This is a genomic window from Marinomonas colpomeniae (genome assembly GCF_014803385.1).
Taxonomy (GTDB): domain Bacteria; phylum Pseudomonadota; class Gammaproteobacteria; order Pseudomonadales; family Marinomonadaceae; genus Marinomonas; species Marinomonas colpomeniae.
In genome coordinates this window covers 911,399-928,897 of record NZ_JACYFC010000001.1, presented here as the reverse complement: position 1 = coordinate 928,897, position 17,499 = coordinate 911,399, and the positions used below count along the sequence as shown (strand labels likewise).

Below are 17,499 nucleotides of genomic sequence, written 5' to 3'. Positions count from 1 at the left end.
CCGCTTATGCGCTCTGTTACAGCTGAAAATATTACTGAAACGTTTCTTGGGTATTTCGGAAAAGACACGGACCCAAGAGTAAAAGAAATCATGGCAAGTCTTGCTCACCACTTACATGGTTTTGTTAAAGATACCAAGTTAACTCATGACGAATGGCGAGAGTCTCTAGAACTATTGAAGTGGGTTGGGGAAATAACTACACCAGAACGCAATGAATTCGTCCTATTGTCCGATGTATTAGGTGTGTCGTCATTGGTCGACATGATCAACTCAAATCCAGCGGCCACCAGCTCCAGTGTATTAGGGCCATTCCATGTATCAGATGCACCAGAAATGGCATTAGGTGCAGATTTTAAGCGTCACTATGACGGCGAAGTCATTTTGGTTGAAGGCTATATCAAAGACACTGAAGGCAATTTCATTCCTGGCGCTACAGTCGATATTTGGCAAACTGCACCGAATGGCTTGTATTCGTCACAAGACGAAGAGCAAGATATCAACAGCTTTCATGGGGTCTTCACTGCAGATGAAAATGGCTACTATTGTTTCACTACAATAAGACCTGTTTCCTACACTGTGCCAAGTGATGGCCCTGTTGGTAAGATTCTTGATGCAACAGGTCGTCATCCATGGCGCCCTTCTCATTTGCATTACATTGTCTCAGCGGAAGGTTACCGTTCCTTAGTTACTGAAGTATTTCCTAATGATGACCCTTATCTTGACCAAGATACAGTATTTGGGGTGCGTGAAGATTTGGTGATTGGCTACAAACCTCAAGCAGCAGGCACTTTCCCGAAAGAAGGGTTTGAGTTGTCTGGCAAGGTGGATGATGCGTTTTCAAAAATTGATTTTGATGCCATTCTGATCAAGAAATAAAACTATGTGAATATCAGCTATAAAACAGCCTAAAAAAACGCCTTCTTCTCTAACCTTTTCAACATTAAGTTAAGAACTGAAGGCGTTTTATTTTTTATTGCTCTACGTTAGAAAGTAGCTTTAAAAAATAATTTTATAAAAACTATTTTCTACAAGATTAAGTTGACGTTTTGAGTACGCTTTTCAAGCCGACTTCCAAACCTCGTACTTCTGCTAAGCCTTTCATTCGGCCTAACGTGGAATAACCTGGGTTTGTTTTTTTGGTTAAGTCATCCAAAATTTGATGTCCGTGGTCTGGTCGCATCGGAATTAACTTAAACGAAGTGTTGCCTTGGCGTTTTTGCTCTTCTTGGATCAAAGCACTGACCACGCCCACCATATCCACATCACCACCTAAATGAGAGGCTTCATGGAAACTGCCTGCCACTTCTTCTCTTTTTGTTGAGCGCAAATGCGTGAAATAAATACGAGAGCCAAATTGCTTGATCATATCCACTAGGTCATTGTCTGCGCGCACGCCGTAAGAACCTGTACACAATGTCAAACCATTCACATCGCTTGGTACAGAACTCAACAACCATTCCACATCGTCTTTAACCGACACAACGCGAGGCAAACCAAGAATTGGACGTGGCGGATCATCTGGGTGAATTGCTAATTTCAATCCGCCCTGCTCCGCCGCAGGTACAATGGCTTCTAGGAAAAGTTTTAAATGCTTACGCAATGTGTCTTTATCAATGTGATCGTATTCAGCTAACTTAGTACGGAACTGCTCTAAAGTGTAACTTTCTTCTGCGCCCGGTAAGCCAGCAATAATATTCGCAACAAGAAGATTTTTTTCGTCTTCTTTTAAATTATTAAAGAAAACTTTCGCAGCCGCTTTTTCTTCATCATTGTATTCGGCTTCAGCACCTTTGCGTTCTAGAATATACAACTCAAATGCTGCAAACGCGGTTTGGTCAAAACGCAGAGCACGTGAGCCATCAGGCAATTCATACGCTAAATCTGTACGCGTCCAATCGAGTACTGGCATGAAGTTATAGCACACGGTGTCGATACCACATTCAGACAAATTTAATAGTGTCTGTTTGTAGTTCTCAATGTATTCTAGATACTTACCCGTACGTTTCTTAATATCTTCATGAACAGGTACACTTTCTACGACAGACCAACGCAAACCATGAGCCTCAATCATTTCTTTACGGGATTGAATTACATCGACAGGCCAAACATCACCATTAGAAATTTCATGTAAGGCTGTCACTACACCCGTTGCGCCACACTGACGAATATCCGTCAATGTTGTATCGTCATTTGGTCCAAACCAACGCCAAGTATGTTCCATTTTATTCTCCGAGATTAGTCGTTTTTAGGTGGTCGAACTGCAAACAAGCCGCCACACCGTTAGATGTCATTGCTAAATAAGTATTTAAAACTGATTTGCAAAAGGTTTTATCTTCACTGAATGCCTTAGGAAAAATATCGCTAATTGCCAACACACTTCGAATTAGGTCTTCAGGGCTCTTGTGCAAAGCATGCAATTCCCTTAATACGTCAGACATTGGATCATCTACTTTATGAAAATCGCCTTCTAAATCTTTTCCTCGTGCATAGAGAACCCAAGCGGCAACACCTAAAGCGGTTGCTGACATGTTTTTTTGTTGAGCTAAGAGCTCTGCTGCGCCAGCCAACCAGCGTTGAGGGATTTTTTGAGATCCATCCATGGCGATTTGAGACAGCTTATGTTGCAAGCTGTCATTAGCAAAGCGACTAATAAGGCTTTCTATATAGTTTTGTACATTAATTCCGTCTGGCATATCTAATGTTGGCAATGCTTCAAAGGTCATATAGTGACGAATCAATGTAATGAATTTTGGGTCTGCAACCGCATCAGCAACAGTTTCTAATTTTGCTGCGGAGCCAACATAAGCAAGTAATGAATGACTACCATTAAGTAAACGCAATTTCATGGTTTCAAATGGGTGAACATCGTCTACCATTTGTACACCGTCTAATTCCCAATCTGGTCGCCCTAATGGAAAATTATCTTCAACTACCCATTGACTAAAGGCTTCACACATTACGGCATTTTGGTCATTGCAATTCAGTTCTGTATGTAAGCGATTTTTCGACTCTTCAGACATAGCTGGAACGATTCTATCGACCATTGAGCTAGGAAATGCCACATTATTTTGAACCCATTGCGCAAATTCTGTCGAACGATAAGCAGCAAGTTCACAAACAGCAGTGCGGGTTAAAGCACCGTTGTTTGGCATATTGTCACAAGATAAAACGGTAAACGCGGGAAGGCCCAGTTCTCTTCTTCTAAACAAGGCTTCGACTAATATTCCAGGTGCTGTTTTAGGCTGGTCTGGAGATTGAATATCATGTTGAATACTTGGATCGTCTAGACGAAGCTTTTTATCAGAAGGTGTTACGTAATAGCCTTTTTCTGTCACTGTTAGCGTAACTATTTTAGTGTTAGAAGAAATCAGCTTTTCAAACAATGCTTCTTTATCTTCTCCTGCAAACAAAGCGTCTCTTATAGCACTAACTTCTCTTAAGTTCGCATGGTGGCTGTCTGTGTATTCGGCAATATGGTAACGACAGTCATTAACTTTAAGTTGGTCAACCAACTTGCTGTTCGAACGAATATTCACAGCGCAAATACCCCAGTTTCCACCAAGGTTACGGTTTAAGTTTTTCTCTATGTAAACGGCTTGGTGAGCACGGTGAAAAGCACCTAATCCAATATGAACTATGCCAACGTCAACACTTTCTGGCTTATACAAGGTCTTTGTTGTTTTTATCGTTACCATGATGGTTCCTTAGTTTTGTTATACACCATTCTACGACCATGCAGGTCTGGCTCTTTAAATACTGTATTTCAGCTCTGCCGCCATAAGACAGACATCTCAGTAATAATGAGGTTTCTTCTTATTTAAGAATCGCTTTATAAATCATTAAAGGTACTCTAAAGATGCATATACTGAATCAAAGTTTTTTTTAGGTCAACCAATACAATAAATTGGTTGACCAAATAATCTTATATTTATACTCTTGCAGTAGAGCTTTTTTAGATCTCACAAATAAACCTAGATCACAATCAATCAGGCTGGTTAAAAGCGAGCTACATAATGATTACGATTGAAGATCATTTACTGCCTTAAGCGAATTAAAATAAATGATAAGCACACTAACCAAACCTAAACGTCTATACCAAGAAATTGGACTCACATTGTATGAAGAACTTAGACAGAGTCGCTTTGCCGTTGGAGATAGACTACCACCCGAGCGCGACATTGCTGAGCGACTCGGTGTGAGTCGAGCAGTCGTTCGCGAAGCATTAATTATGTTAGAACTGATGGAGTTGGTTGAGATACGTAAAGGCAGTGGTATCTATTTAATTAAACAACCGTCAGAAGACACTTCTGATAATAAGCTTGAGTCTTCATTAGATACGGACGACGCAGGGCCATTTGAGATGATGCAAGCACGACAACTTCTTGAAAGCCATGTGGCAGAATTTGCCGCAACACAAGCGACTAAAAAAGACATTGTAAAAATGCGTGATGCTTTAGAACTTGAGAAACAAAACATTGATGTACTTGATCATAAGCATGCTGGAGATAAACTCTTCCACTTCGCTATCGCAGAAGCAACTCAGAATAGTGTTCTGGTAGACTTAGTTAAAGATCTATGGGAGCGACGTGAGAATAGTCCTATGTGGAAACAACTCCACTCACATATTACAGATCAAGCTTATAGGAAAAAATGGTTAATTGATCATGAAAAAATATTGTCAGCCATCCAACAAAAAAAACCGGATGCAGCTCGTTTGGCAATGTGGCGACATTTAGAGAATGTAAAAGACACCCTACTTATGTTGTCGGAGCATCAAGACCCAAGTTTTGATGGCTATTTATTTAGCTCTAACCCTGTACAGATTTGAAAAACACACATATAAAATCACAGTCTATACTTAAAAAAGAACACAGCTTAATTAATAGGTCGTGATGATTTAAATACTAAACTTACTTAAAATTTTTATATCGCTCATAAAAAAACAAATTAAAACCTTTTAAAACAATTAGTTAGTGAATGTAAAAAAAGTTACAAAACTACATCTAGACATAAGGATTTTTTTTAAATATAGTTCAACCACCTGTTTAAGTACTATTGCATTACAAATAGACACTTTAAAACTGGATCATATAATAAGGATAAAAAAATGATGACTCTTGATAAAAACCTAAAAAAAATTGTTAAAGCTACATTAATTGGTGCAGCATTCGCAGCATTAGCATCACCTGCAAGCGCAACAACTCTACGTGGCGCAAGTATGTTTGATGGCAATCACACATTCACTAAAACAATGGTTAAGTTCGGCGAACTAACTAATCAATATTACAAAGGCGATGTTGAGTTCGATTTACGCTTAAACGGCGAACTTGGTGTTGAAAAAGATTACGTTACTTACCTAAACCAAGGTATAGCAATTGATTATACAATTCTAGCACCTTCTAATATGGCTCGTTTCGCCCCTTCTATCCCATTAATGGATATGCCTTTCTTGTTCCGTGATTTAGATCACTGGAACACTGTACTATCTAGTAACATTCTTTCTCCACTTGAAAAAGAATTATCAGACAAAGCTGACATCGTTATTGTTGGTTATGCTGGTGGTGGTACACGTAACCTTATTTCCAACAAAAAAATCAGTAACCTACAAGAATTGTCTGGTCACAAAATGCGAGTAATGGGCGCGCCTATTCAAGCACAAGTGTTCGATGCAATTGGTGCTGCACCTTCAGCTATCGCTTATAACGAAGTATATAACGCCATTCAAGCTGGTGTTGTTGGTGGTCTTGAAAACGAAGCAGCTAGTATTCAGAACTTAAAGTTCTATGAAGTAGCGCCATACGTTACAAAAACAGCTCACACAATCACTGTACGTCCAATCGTATTCAGTGGTAAAAGCTTCCGTAAACTACCAGCGGATCTTCAAGCTGCGATCATGAAAGCAGGTAAAGAAGCTGGTGCATTTGGTCGTGAACTTGAGTCTCGTGAAGATGCAATCAAGCTTAAACAAATGGCCGACGCTGGTCAGGTTAAAGTATCTGATTTCGCTAACCGCGAACAACTTTTAGTTATGGTTAAGCCTGTTCAAGATAAGTTTGCAGCAAGCATTGGTGCAACAGAATTACTTGAAGCTATCCGTACCAAGTAACAAGTCGCATTACTACCGTTGATATCCCCGTGAGCTAAATGTAGATCACGGGGATATTTGTTTTCGATAAATGCATTCTATCTTTAAAAGGTTTTTTTATGATTAAACGCAGTTTGGAATCGCTGTGTACCGTATTACGGGTACTGCTAGCGATATTGGTCGGAGCGTTAATTATCCCTGTCGCGATGCAAGTTATTGCACGCTACACTGGAGTTATCCCTGTCTATCTTTGGACCGAAGAGTTAGCTACATTCATTTTCATTTGGGTTGTTATGATAGGTTCGGTGATTGCTGTATGGGACGGTATGCATTTTGATGTTCAAGTGATTCCTGATAGCTCCAACCCGCTGGTTTTGTTTATTCAAAAAGCAATTGTACTTATTTTAGTCGGACTTTTCGGCGTATTATTCGCTTGGTACGGCATTGACTACGCAAAATTTGGCTATATTCAACACTCAGTAATGATGAATGCAAACCAGCTAATTATTCATATTACGGTTCCGCTCGCTGGACTGCTATGGTGCGTCTTCTCTCTATACCGTCTATTCGAAGCGTTTGAACAATATCGATCTACTGCTAAAAAGGTTGCCTCATGATACTTACTACCGGATTGGCCTGCGCTTTATTAGTAGGCGGTTTTCTTCTTTTGGTTATTGCTCGTGTTCCTGTTGCATTTGCATTAGGTCTTGCCACTATTCCTGTAGTGGCCCTCGAAGTTCGACTAAACCCATTTATCATTATCGACCGTATGTTTCAGTCGTATAATTCATTCATTCTTTTAGCTGTTCCATTCTTTCTATTAGCAGCTAACTTAATGAACTCCGGAAAAATAACGGATAAATTAATAGATCTAGCCAGAGTACTTACAGGCTGGATGCCAGGTGGCTTAGGACATGTAAACGTCGCTGTATCTATGTTGTTTGCAGGTATATCTGGTTCATCTACTGCCGATGCCGCAGGTTGCGGTAAGATCCTAATCCCAGCCATGATCAAAGAAGGCTATGACCGACGCTTTGCAATCGCAATCACTGCTTGTTCATCCGTTATGGGGGTTATTATCCCACCTAGCATCTTGATGATTGTCTGGGGCGGCGTAATGCAGATTTCGGTAGGTGCTCTCTTCTTAGCGGGTGCTATACCAGGAATAATGATTGGTTGTGCTTTGATGGCGACCGTTTATGGTTTTGCTAAAGTGTACAACTACCCAATTGCGATGAAACCAACTCTAGCATCAACTTTCCAAGCCTTTAAAGGTGCAGCACTTGCGATGTTAACACCTGTGTTTGTTATCTTCGGTATCGTTGCCGGTATTGTAACGCCCACAGAAAGTGCAATCATTGCTGCTGGTTATTCCTTGTTCTTGGGAATGGTTGTTTACAGAACAGTAACACCACGAGAAGTAGGAACGATTCTTTATGATACTGGTCGCTTTGCATCAATCTCGTTATTTGCGATTGGTACTGCATCTGTATTCGGTTGGTTACTGGCTTATTATAATGTGCCACGCTTAATCATTGGCTTTATGACAGATATGCAGTTAGGTGGTTTTGGTACAGCACTTGTTATTGCATTCCTATTCTTGTTCTTCGGCTTGTTCATTGATGCGATACCAACGATCATTATCTTAGGTACTGTATTATTACCTGTCGCTATTCAAGCTGATATCTCTCCTATTGTGTTTGCAATGATAGGAATAATCTCTTTAGCATTTGGACTGGTGACCCCCCCCTATGGGCTCTGTCTTCTTATATCAGCCTCGATTGGTGGAATGAATGTTATTAGCGTACTAAAGCAAGTAATTATTATTCTTTTACCTATGCTATTTATTTTGCTATTAGTTATTATCTTTCCAGAGATATCTTTATGGTTACCAAAAACATTAATGCCTAATTCATTTAATTAATAAAAAACTTAAGGGCGAAGATTTATAAAAAACATTCGCCCTTTTTAATATCAAATAAAATAACTATAAAAAAGGGAGCTTATGATAATACATAGCTCCCTTTTTAATATTCTAAATAACCCTACTTCTAATTTAAAGAACTAGGATATTTATAAAGTTTTTATTTTGTTAGATTCTCAGAGAAAAAATCAACCATTTCTGAAACCATGCTATCACCACGACCTTGATCTACCGCTGTCGTAAAGGCTTCACTCGTGCTGGTTGACATGATTGATTTTGCGCCCAAATCTGTCGACATTTGACGATAGTAACCAACATCTTTTGAAGCGTTACGAATAGAGAAACCAAGCTTACTGGCATCGCCATCCACGCCATAAGCTTTAACAAAGTCCATCATAGCTGAACGTAAAGGCCCAGCAGACATTACGTCATATAAGCTTTCACGGGATACCCCAGCTTGGTCTGCCATAGCAAAAGCTTCAGCCATTGCACTTGCAGTCGTCATACCAAAGAAGTTGTTGATTAGTTTAATGGTATTACCTGAGCCTAATTTACCTAGATGGAAAACGTTTTCACCTAAATCTTCCAGTACTGGTCGGATTTTTTCAAAGGCGTCTTCATCGCCAGAACACATAATATTAAGTAGACCATCAACCGCATGCGCTGGAGTTCTACCTAAAGGTCCGTCAAGATAAGCGCAGCCTGCTGCCGCAACCTCTTCACCTAATGCAATAGTTGACGCTGGTAAAGATGTACCAAAATCAATCACAACAGTTCCTGGCTTCAGCCCGCTGATCACACCATCTGAACCACGCATACGACCTTCTACCGAAGCAGATGTATCCATGCATAACATGACGATATCACTGACTTCCGCCACAGCACGTGCTGTTGATGCTTCTACTGCACCAGCAGCAACAGCGGCATCAATTCTTGGGCGGGATACATTTCCCATCACAGTTAACGAGTACCCTTTAGATTGCAGACGCTCAACCATAGCTGCACCCATTAAACCAAGACCAATAAATCCAATTTTTAATTTTGTCATTCTGTCCTCTCAATAAATAATGTTGTTATAGAGACAAAGCCTCTCTAGGGATTATTTTATTTAACTGCAGGTGGATAACATTCAAGTATTTCTACGCCAGACTCAGCACAGATAGTTACAGCATCAACGCCTGCTGGGCAAAAAAATCGATCAAGCTTTTTCAGCTGTGTAGTTTCTTCGCCTATCTTAATACTGCATTCGCCAGTAACCACGATGCCAATGTAGAAGTCTTTCTCAGCTTTTTCCACAGTTCCAGTAATGGTCGATTTTTTCACACGGAATTTATCTGTGACATTTTCATTAATCAACCTTTCTTGGAAAGAGCTATCTGAATAGTGGCGTTCAATTTTTGGGTATTGATAAAATTTATCGATTGCTTGTTCAACAGATAATTGAGTGAAATCAAACACATCCATACAGAACTCAAGATCTCGTTTCATGAATCGAGCCTCTTCTGGCATAGTGTAACCTCCTTTTGAAAATTCAAAACGCACAGCCCAGTCAGAAGGCTCCATGATTTCAACCATCAAAATGCCTTCACCAATGGCATGAGGTGAACCACCCGGAATGTACAAACAATCCCCAGGTTTGACTGGTACTTTTTCAAAACAAGCTTCCATTGCATTAATATCTTGATCTTCAATCATCTTCTTAAAATCCGCACGTGACGGCGGGTATTGAAAGCCAACATAAACGTAAGGATCCGTACCTTCACGAACATCAAGAATGTAGTAACCTTCTGCTTTACCGTGATTACTATTGAGGTGTTCACGAGCAAACTCAGCGGTAGGATGTGCTTGGAAATGTAAACGAACAGAAGAGTCTAAAAATTTAACCAACAACATAGGATTTAAATTGAATGATTTTGTATGTTCCTCCCCTAGAAAATAGCTAGGGTCGGCAGCAATCAACTCGTCAAAACGAATCGACTCTTCACCGACAGTGGCATGAGAGACACCTTCAAAGATATGCTCCCTATCTGGGTTAACAGCTTGCGTTGTTGAACCAATCCAATCTTCAGGAAAGTGTGTGTCTTCAGGTATGGATTTTTGCTCCATCTGATCTAGAATTTTGCCACCTGTGTAGGTACGCCATACACGATTTGGAGTAAAACGAACAAGTTTATTTTTATAATTCATAATTATTCCATTTATTAAATGTGGTTGATATTGACATATTTAACGGTAAATACTTTCATTTTTTATACTTGAATTTAAATTTAAGCTAAAAATACAATATCGGTACTTATTAGCAATAATATTATTATACAGAAATGGCTAAGAGGTTACCTAGAGAGATTAACTAAGTCGCAAAAAATACACATTTGTATGTTATCAGATAGAACTTATTAAAATAATATATTTTGATTTTCGTTCTAACTAAAGACATTAAAACTTTTGAAAGGTAAATAGTATTTAACGCAGAGTATAAGAAATATTATCCGTAGATAAATGCATTGCTGTTTGCACCCTTTGCTGAGATAACATTAATTGTGTACTAAGCTATTTTGTATAAACGTCTTTATGCAATTGAATATCCATCTGTTGAGCTATCACTGTTTTAAATTTGTCAGTAGTAACCGAAAAGGAGCCTTTCTTAGACTCCTTTTTTCTTTTCAAGTAGCCATCTCACACACTATTTCGATGCTATTTGTCGCTCTAACTTTTGCACAATATGCTCACCAATAGGAAAGGCACTAGTAGCTGCAGGTGATGGAGCATTACATACATGCAAGGTACGAGGACTTTGAGCAAACAAGAAATCATGGACTAAGCTTCCATCACTTAGAACGGCTTGCGCTCGAATTCCAGCTGGGTAATCCTGTAAATCACCCAAATTAATTTGATCACAATACTTTCTGACTTGAGCCAGATAACCTGGTTTATACCAAGAGTTTTTGGTTTCTATCAACCCTGTTCGCCAATGATTTTTAAGTAACTTCCAAAAACCTGAAAAGCGCACCATTTCAAATATGTCTCGTGGACTAATGTTAATTCGATCGTAACCTTCACGCTTCCAACCCTGAACTGCATTTGGACCCACAGTTACAGAACCGTCAATCATGCGTGTTAAATGTACCCCTAAAAAAGGTAACTCTGGATCAGGAATAGGATAAATAAGATGGTTAACTATCTGGTTGTGCTTGGCTGGCAATTGGTAATATTCGCCTCTAAAAGGAATAATTTGAAAATCTGTCGGAATATCTAGCATTTTAGTTAACCTATCTGCCATCAATCCACTACAACTAACCAAATAAGAGGAACTAATCACATCATGGTTTAGCGTAATAATTACTTGTTCATGGCTTTCTGTAAGTTTTTTCACCTGGCTATTAAGACGAATTTCACCACCCTTTTGAACAAAAATTTCTGCTAGCTTTTGACAAATTTTACGGTAGTTAACAATACCTGTGGAAGGAACAAATAAAGCAGCGAGACCTTTTACATTCGGCTCTCTTTCCTTTAGTTGAGCTTGATCTAGTTTGTTTACTTCTAACTTATTTTCTTGGCAACGTTCAAACAACGCATTCATACGTTCATGTTCTGTGGCGTTTGTTGCCACCAACAACTTACCGCATTCGTCAAAATCAATATCGTGCTCTCGACAAAAAGCTTTGGTTGCAGCAGCCCCTCTTTGACAAAAATCCGCTTTAAGGCTACCCGGCGCATAATATACACCTGCGTGTATCACGCCTGAGTTATGACCAGTTTGGTGTAAACCAACTTCGACTTCTTTTTCAATCAATACAATTTTGTATTCAGGATAACGTTGAAGTAACTGCCAAGCCGTTGATAAACCAACAATACCAGCACCTATAACAGCGATGTCATATTTCGAATTATTTGATACGTTATCCACGTTGTTATTTCCTTTCTAAAATAAAAATACGCCTAAACTGATCGGAAAATGTTTAGGAAGTTTTCAGGATCGTTGTTATAAAGCTCGATACAAGATCGACAAATACACACTTTATCTTTTTTCTGACTAGGAACAAGCTCAAGCATGCAATCAGGAATGGTCATTGTAAAACACCAACAAGACTGCTTTTCATTAATGGCACAGCGATTATCTGTAAGACAAAATGGACAATTCATACGTCATCACCATGAATCAGAATTATTTCCATGCAAAAAAAATCCCTGCCGAGACAGGGATTTTTATCATCTATCGTGCATTAAAGAGCACTAAGAAGCACTTGCTTACCAGCCAGTAATTTCTTTAAGGCCAGCACCGATGTCTGCTAAAGAGCGAACCGTTTTAACACCAGCGTCTTCTAGTGCTGCAAATTTCTCATCTGCAGTACCTTTACCACCAGAAATGATCGCGCCAGCATGACCCATACGCTTACCAGCAGGTGCAGTAACACCAGCAATGTAAGATACAACAGGCTTAGTAACGTTTGCTTTGATGTAAGCAGCCGCTTCTTCTTCAGCAGTACCACCGATTTCACCGATCATAACAATCGCTTCAGTCTGTGGATCGTTTTGGAACATTTCCAATACGTCGATGAAGTTAGTACCTGGAATTGGATCACCACCGATACCTACACAAGTAGATTGACCAAAGCCAGCGTCAGTAGTTTGCTTAACAGCTTCATAAGTCAAAGTACCAGAACGAGATACAATACCTACTTTACCTGGCATATGGATATGGCCAGGCATGATGCCGATTTTACATTCGCCAGGAGTGATAACACCTGGGCAGTTAGGTCCGATAAGACGAACACCTAATGCATCACAAGCAACTTTACAGTCAAGCATATCAAGAGTCGGAATACCCTCAGTGATACAAACGATTAGTTTGATACCAGAGTTAGCCGCTTCAAGAATAGAGTCTTTACAAAAAGGAGCAGGTACATAGATTACAGATGCTTCAGCACCAGTTTGCTCAACCGCTTCTTTTACTGTGTTGAAAACTGGTAGACCTAGGTGAGTTTGACCACCTTTACCAGGAGTAACACCACCAACCATTTTTGTACCGTATGCAATTGCTTGCTCGGAATGGAAAGTACCTTGACCGCCAGTGAAACCCTGACAGATGACTTTAGTATCTTTATTAATTAATACAGACATTATTATTTGCCCTCCGCAGCTTTAACAACTTGAATAGCTGCATCTTTAAGACTTGTAGCCGCGATAATATCAAGATCAGATTTCGCTAGTACTTCACGACCAAGATCAGCATTTGTACCTTCAAGACGAACAACAACAGGCACTGTAACACCTACTTGTTCAACGGCACCGATAATACCTTCAGCGATCATGTCACAACGTACAATGCCACCAAAGATGTTAACCAATACAGCTTTAACATTGTCATCAGAAAGAATGATTTTGAATGCTTCAGCTACACGTTCTTTTGTCGCGCCGCCACCTACGTCTAGGAAGTTAGCAGGTTTGCCGCCATGTAGGTTTACGATATCCATTGTACCCATTGCTAGGCCGGCACCGTTAACCATGCAACCAACGTTTCCGTCTAGGGCAACGTAGTTAAGTTCCCATTGTGCTGCATGAGCTTCACGCTCGTCTTCTTGAGACGGATCGTGGAACTCTTGCATTTTCTTCTGACGGTAAACAGCGTTGCTGTCGATACCAATTTTGCCATCTAGACAATGAAGGTTACCTTCGTCAGTGATTACCAACGGGTTGATTTCAAGCAATGCGAAATCATAGTCGTGGAACATTTGAGACAAACCAAGGAATACTTTAGTGAATTGCTTGATTTGAACTGGATTAAGACCCAATTTAAATGCTAATTCACGAGCTTGGTAAGGTTGAGCGCCAACCAAAGGATCAATGATCGCTTTGTGGATTAGCTCAGGTGTTTCCTCAGCTACTTTCTCAATCTCAACACCGCCTTCTGTAGAGGCCATGAATACAACTTTACGAGTTGAACGGTCAACAACTGCACCAAGATACAACTCATTAGCTATGTCTGTGCAAGATTCAACAAGAACCTTAGCAACTGGCTGACCTTTTTCGTCAGTTTGGTAAGTAACTAGGTTCTTACCGATCCAGTTTTTTGTAAACGCAGCAACTTCTTCATAAGAATCAACAAGTTTTACACCGCCTGCTTTACCGCGACCACCGGCATGAACCTGAGCTTTAACAACCCATTTGTCACCGCCAATTTTTTTCGCTGCTTCAACCGCCGCTTCCGGCGTGTCTACTGCGTACCCTGTAGATACTGGCAGACCGTATTCAGCAAAAAGCTGTTTAGCCTGATATTCATGTAAGTTCATTTGATTCTTCCGCTCATCTGAATGGTTGACATAAGTTCTGTTTTTTTAAAACAGAAAATGCCGGCTAAAAAAAGCCGGCAAATCTAAATTACTATTAACGCTTTTTACGGTTTGCAATGTGGATAGCATGGCCATCTACTGCTAATGCCGCTTCATGCACTGCTTCACTTACTGTTGGGTGAGCAAATACAGTCAAGGCGATATCTTCTGCCGTAGAACCAAACTCCATTGCAATAACCGCTTGTGCGATCAAATCCGCTGCATGGCCGCCAATGATATGACAACCCAAAATGCGATCTGTTTCTTCACAAGCAATCATTTTAACGAAGCCATCAGTATCGTTGGCTGCCATTGCACGACCAGATGCCGCGAATGGGAATTTACCTACTTTAAACTTAACGCCTTCCGCTTTAAGTTCTTGCTCATTTTTACCAACCCAAGCTAATTCTGGGTGAGTATAAATAACAGAAGGTATGCAATCGTAATTCATTTGTGCTTTGTGGCCTGCAATAATGTCTGCAACCATAACACCTTCTTCAGATGCTTTATGAGCAAGCATTGGACCGCGAACAATATCACCAATGGCAAAAACACCCGGAACAGAAGTTCGGCATTGCTCATCAACAAAAACGAAACCACGTTCGTCTAATTTCACACCTGAATCGTCAGAGAAACAACCTTGAGTGAATGGCTTACGACCAACCGCTACAATTAGTTTATCAAACGTTTGTTTCTGCTCTTCGCCTTTTGCATCAAGGTAAGTTACTTCAACTTCTTCACCGTTGATTTGACTTCCAGTAACACGAGCGCCTAAACGTACATCTAGATCTTGTTTTTTGAAGATTTTAGCCGCTTCTTTAGCAAGGTCTTGGTCACAAACACTTAAGAATGAATCTTGTGCTTCTAATACAACAACTTCAGAACCAAGACGAGCCCATACAGAGCCCAATTCTAGTCCGATTACACCAGCACCGATCACACCCAAACGCTTAGGAACCGCGCGGAAGTCTAATGCACCTTCGTTATCAACGATGATGTCACCAGTACGTGGTGCAGGTGGGATATTTACAGGAATAGAGCCTGTTGCCAAAATAACGTTGTCAGCATCAATAACAGTAACTGTACCGTCATGCGCTGTGAACTCTACTTTTTTATTGGCTAGAACTTTACCAAAACCTTCAAAGCTTGTTACGCCATTGGCTTTAAAAAGGCCAGTAATACCACTTGTTAATTGATCAACGATTTTGTCTTTTCGATCAACCATTGTATCAACGTTCATAGCAACGTCACTGACGCTAATTCCGTGTACGCCGTAAGCTTCTTTCGCATCATGGTACTTATGAGAAGAATCTAATAACGCTTTAGAAGGAATACAACCAACATTCAAACAAGTACCACCTAAACGAGGCTTGTTGTCTTTGTCTAACCATTTTTCAATACATGCTGTTTTCAGACCTAGCTGAGCGGCACGAATTGCAGCAACATAGCCACCAGGGCCGCCACCAATTACAACAACATCAAATTTATCAGACATAAGAGGTTCCATATTTTTCAGTCAAACTGAGCAACGCTTTATCTAAACGCTGCTACAGGATCAATTCATACCTAAAAATTGGTACGAATACTCAAATTTTAAGTTTCTCAGCGCTTAACGCTGAGAATTTAATGCCTTAGATTTCAAGTAATAGACGAGCTGGATCTTCTAGCAAGTCTTTAATTGTTACCAAGAACTGTACCGCTTCTTTACCATCAATCATACGATGGTCGTAAGACAAGGCTAGATACATCATAGGCTGGATAACAACCTGACCATTAACAGCCATTGGGCGCTCTTGGATTTTATGCATACCCAAGATAGCTGTTTGTGGTGGATTAATAATTGGAGTGGATAGCAAAGAACCAAAAGTACCACCATTAGTAATAGTGAAAGTACCACCTTGCATATCTTCCATACCCAACTTGCCATCACGGCCACGAAGAGCGAAGTCCATGATGTTAGATTCGATATCAGCTAAGCCCATTGCTTCTGTATTACGTAATACAGGAACCATCAAGCCACGGCTAGTAGAAACAGCAACACCAATATCTTGGTAGCCATGGTAAACCATGTCATTGCCATCAATTGATGCATTTACAGCAGGGAAACGTTTAAGCGCTTCTGTTGCCGCTTTAACAAAGAAAGACATAAAACCAAGCTTAGTACCGTTATGAGCCTTGATGAACTCTTCTTTGTATTTCTTACGAAGCTCCATGATTGGACCCATGTTAACTTCGTTATAAGTTGTCAACAAAGCAGCTGTTTGCTGAGCTTCAACAAGACGTTTGGCAATAGTTGCACGCAAACGAGTCATTGGCACACGTTTTTCAATACGACCATCATCACCAAGAGCTGGTAACGCAGCTGGAGCCGATTTAGCGGCAACAGGTGCTGCTGCAGGTTTCGCTTTAACTGCAGCATCAACGTCTTCTTTAGTAATACGTCCGCCTTTGCCAGTACCTTTAACTTGAGCAACGGTTAAACCAGCTTCAGCCAATGCTTTACGAGCCGCAGGACCAGCTACGCCATCTTCATCACTTTCAGTTGCAGCAACCGGTGCCGCTTCAGCAACAGGAGTTGAACCTCCAGCAGAAGCACCAACTAAGAAGCTAGCAAGCACTTCGTTACTTAATACAGTTTCACCTTCTGGTTTTAGAATATCACCCATCACACCATCAGCTGGAGCAACCACTTCTAAAACTACTTTGTCGGTTTCAATATCAACAATATGTTCGTCACGAGAGCAAGCTTCACCAGGCTGTTTGTACCAAGTTGCAACCGTACCATCAGCAACAGATTCAGGAAACACTGGTGCTTTAATTTCAACAGATTCTGACGCTGTCGCCGCAGATGCTGCTGGAGCAGCAGCGACAGGAGCCGCTGTTTTTTCAACTGGAGCAGATTTCTCAGCTGGGGCTGCAGCAGCACCAGATTCAAAAATAGCTAAAACTTCATCGCTTAATACGATGTCGCCTTCTGCTTTCAATATATCTTTAAGTACGCCATCAGCAGGTGCAACAACTTCTAAGACAACTTTATCTGTCTCGATGTCAACAATATGCTCATCACGTGCACAGGCTTCGCCTGGTTGTTTGTGCCAAGTAGCAACGGTTCCGTCGGCTACAGATTCTGGAAAAGTAGGTGCTTTAATTTCAATACTCAT

General features: G+C 40.4%; 15 protein-coding genes. 5 read left to right on the top strand and 10 right to left on the bottom strand.

Annotated elements, in window-relative coordinates; all coding sequences use genetic code 11:
• Positions 1-6: 6 nt before the first annotated feature.
• On the top strand, positions 7-876 hold the full coding sequence (locus IF202_RS04345) for a dioxygenase family protein (protein ID WP_191593627.1): 870 nt from the start codon (positions 7-9) through the stop codon (positions 874-876).
• 157 nt (positions 877-1,033) lie between these two features.
• Here the strand turns inward: IF202_RS04345 and uxuA are convergent, their stop codons facing one another.
• Positions 1,034-2,221, bottom strand: coding sequence for a mannonate dehydratase (gene uxuA / locus IF202_RS04340; protein WP_191593626.1), 1,188 nt, complete (start codon positions 2,219-2,221; stop codon positions 1,034-1,036).
• Between the two features lies 1 nt (position 2,222).
• On the bottom strand, positions 2,223-3,695 hold the full coding sequence (locus tag IF202_RS04335; RefSeq protein WP_191593625.1) for a mannitol dehydrogenase family protein: 1,473 nt from the start codon (positions 3,693-3,695) through the stop codon (positions 2,223-2,225).
• A gap of 365 nt (positions 3,696-4,060) precedes the next feature.
• Here IF202_RS04335 and IF202_RS04330 point away from each other — a divergent pair, with 365 nt between their 5' ends.
• The 4 genes from IF202_RS04330 (at position 4,061) to IF202_RS04315 (ending at position 8,009) form a co-directional block, all read left to right on the top strand.
• Positions 4,061-4,828, top strand: a complete 768-nt coding sequence (locus tag IF202_RS04330) for an FCD domain-containing protein (RefSeq protein WP_191593624.1) — start codon at positions 4,061-4,063, stop codon at positions 4,826-4,828.
• Between the two features lie 279 nt (positions 4,829-5,107).
• On the top strand, positions 5,108-6,106 hold the full coding sequence (locus tag IF202_RS04325; protein ID WP_206705353.1) for a TRAP transporter substrate-binding protein: 999 nt from the start codon (positions 5,108-5,110) through the stop codon (positions 6,104-6,106).
• Between the two features lie 98 nt (positions 6,107-6,204).
• The gene (locus IF202_RS04320; RefSeq protein WP_191593623.1) at positions 6,205-6,702 is read left to right on the top strand and encodes a TRAP transporter small permease; all 498 of its coding nucleotides are present in this window, start codon (positions 6,205-6,207) and stop codon (positions 6,700-6,702) included.
• Positions 6,699-8,009 carry a TRAP transporter large permease gene (locus IF202_RS04315; RefSeq protein ID WP_191593622.1) on the top strand — a complete coding sequence of 437 codons (1,311 nt, stop codon included), beginning with the start codon at positions 6,699-6,701 and terminating at the stop codon, positions 8,007-8,009. Before IF202_RS04320 ends, IF202_RS04315 begins: the two co-directional genes overlap by 4 nt.
• A 160-nt stretch (positions 8,010-8,169) precedes the next feature.
• On the opposite strand, the gene IF202_RS04310 is transcribed toward IF202_RS04315, so the two are convergent.
• From IF202_RS04310 to odhB, 8 genes are all read right to left on the bottom strand, one after another.
• Positions 8,170-9,057 carry an NAD(P)-dependent oxidoreductase gene (locus IF202_RS04310; RefSeq protein ID WP_191593621.1) on the bottom strand — a complete coding sequence of 296 codons (888 nt, stop codon included), beginning with the start codon at positions 9,055-9,057 and terminating at the stop codon, positions 8,170-8,172.
• Positions 9,058-9,113: 56 nt separating this feature from the next.
• Positions 9,114-10,196, bottom strand: coding sequence for a class I mannose-6-phosphate isomerase (locus IF202_RS04305; protein ID WP_191593620.1), 1,083 nt, complete (start codon positions 10,194-10,196; stop codon positions 9,114-9,116).
• A gap of 496 nt (positions 10,197-10,692) precedes the next feature.
• Entirely contained in the window at positions 10,693-11,916 is a 1,224-nt protein-coding gene (gene lhgO, locus IF202_RS04300) for an L-2-hydroxyglutarate oxidase (RefSeq protein WP_191593619.1), read from the bottom strand.
• Between the two features lie 32 nt (positions 11,917-11,948).
• On the bottom strand, positions 11,949-12,152 hold the full coding sequence (locus tag IF202_RS04295; protein WP_191593618.1) for a cysteine-rich CWC family protein: 204 nt from the start codon (positions 12,150-12,152) through the stop codon (positions 11,949-11,951).
• Positions 12,153-12,257: 105 nt separating this feature from the next.
• Positions 12,258-13,130, bottom strand: coding sequence for a succinate--CoA ligase subunit alpha (gene sucD / locus IF202_RS04290; RefSeq protein WP_036162314.1), 873 nt, complete (start codon positions 13,128-13,130; stop codon positions 12,258-12,260).
• Between the two features lie 2 nt (positions 13,131-13,132).
• Complete coding sequence (gene sucC, locus IF202_RS04285; protein WP_191593617.1) at positions 13,133-14,299, bottom strand: ADP-forming succinate--CoA ligase subunit beta; 1,167 nt, start codon at positions 14,297-14,299, stop codon at positions 13,133-13,135.
• Between the two features lie 94 nt (positions 14,300-14,393).
• Positions 14,394-15,833 (bottom strand): dihydrolipoyl dehydrogenase, encoded by a 1,440-nt coding sequence (lpdA, locus tag IF202_RS04280; RefSeq protein ID WP_191593616.1) that lies wholly within the window; start codon positions 15,831-15,833, stop codon positions 14,394-14,396.
• A gap of 136 nt (positions 15,834-15,969) precedes the next feature.
• Positions 15,970-17,499: a 2-oxoglutarate dehydrogenase complex dihydrolipoyllysine-residue succinyltransferase gene (gene odhB / locus IF202_RS04275; RefSeq protein WP_191593615.1), complete on the bottom strand. Its 1,530-nt coding sequence runs from the start codon at positions 17,497-17,499 to the stop codon at positions 15,970-15,972.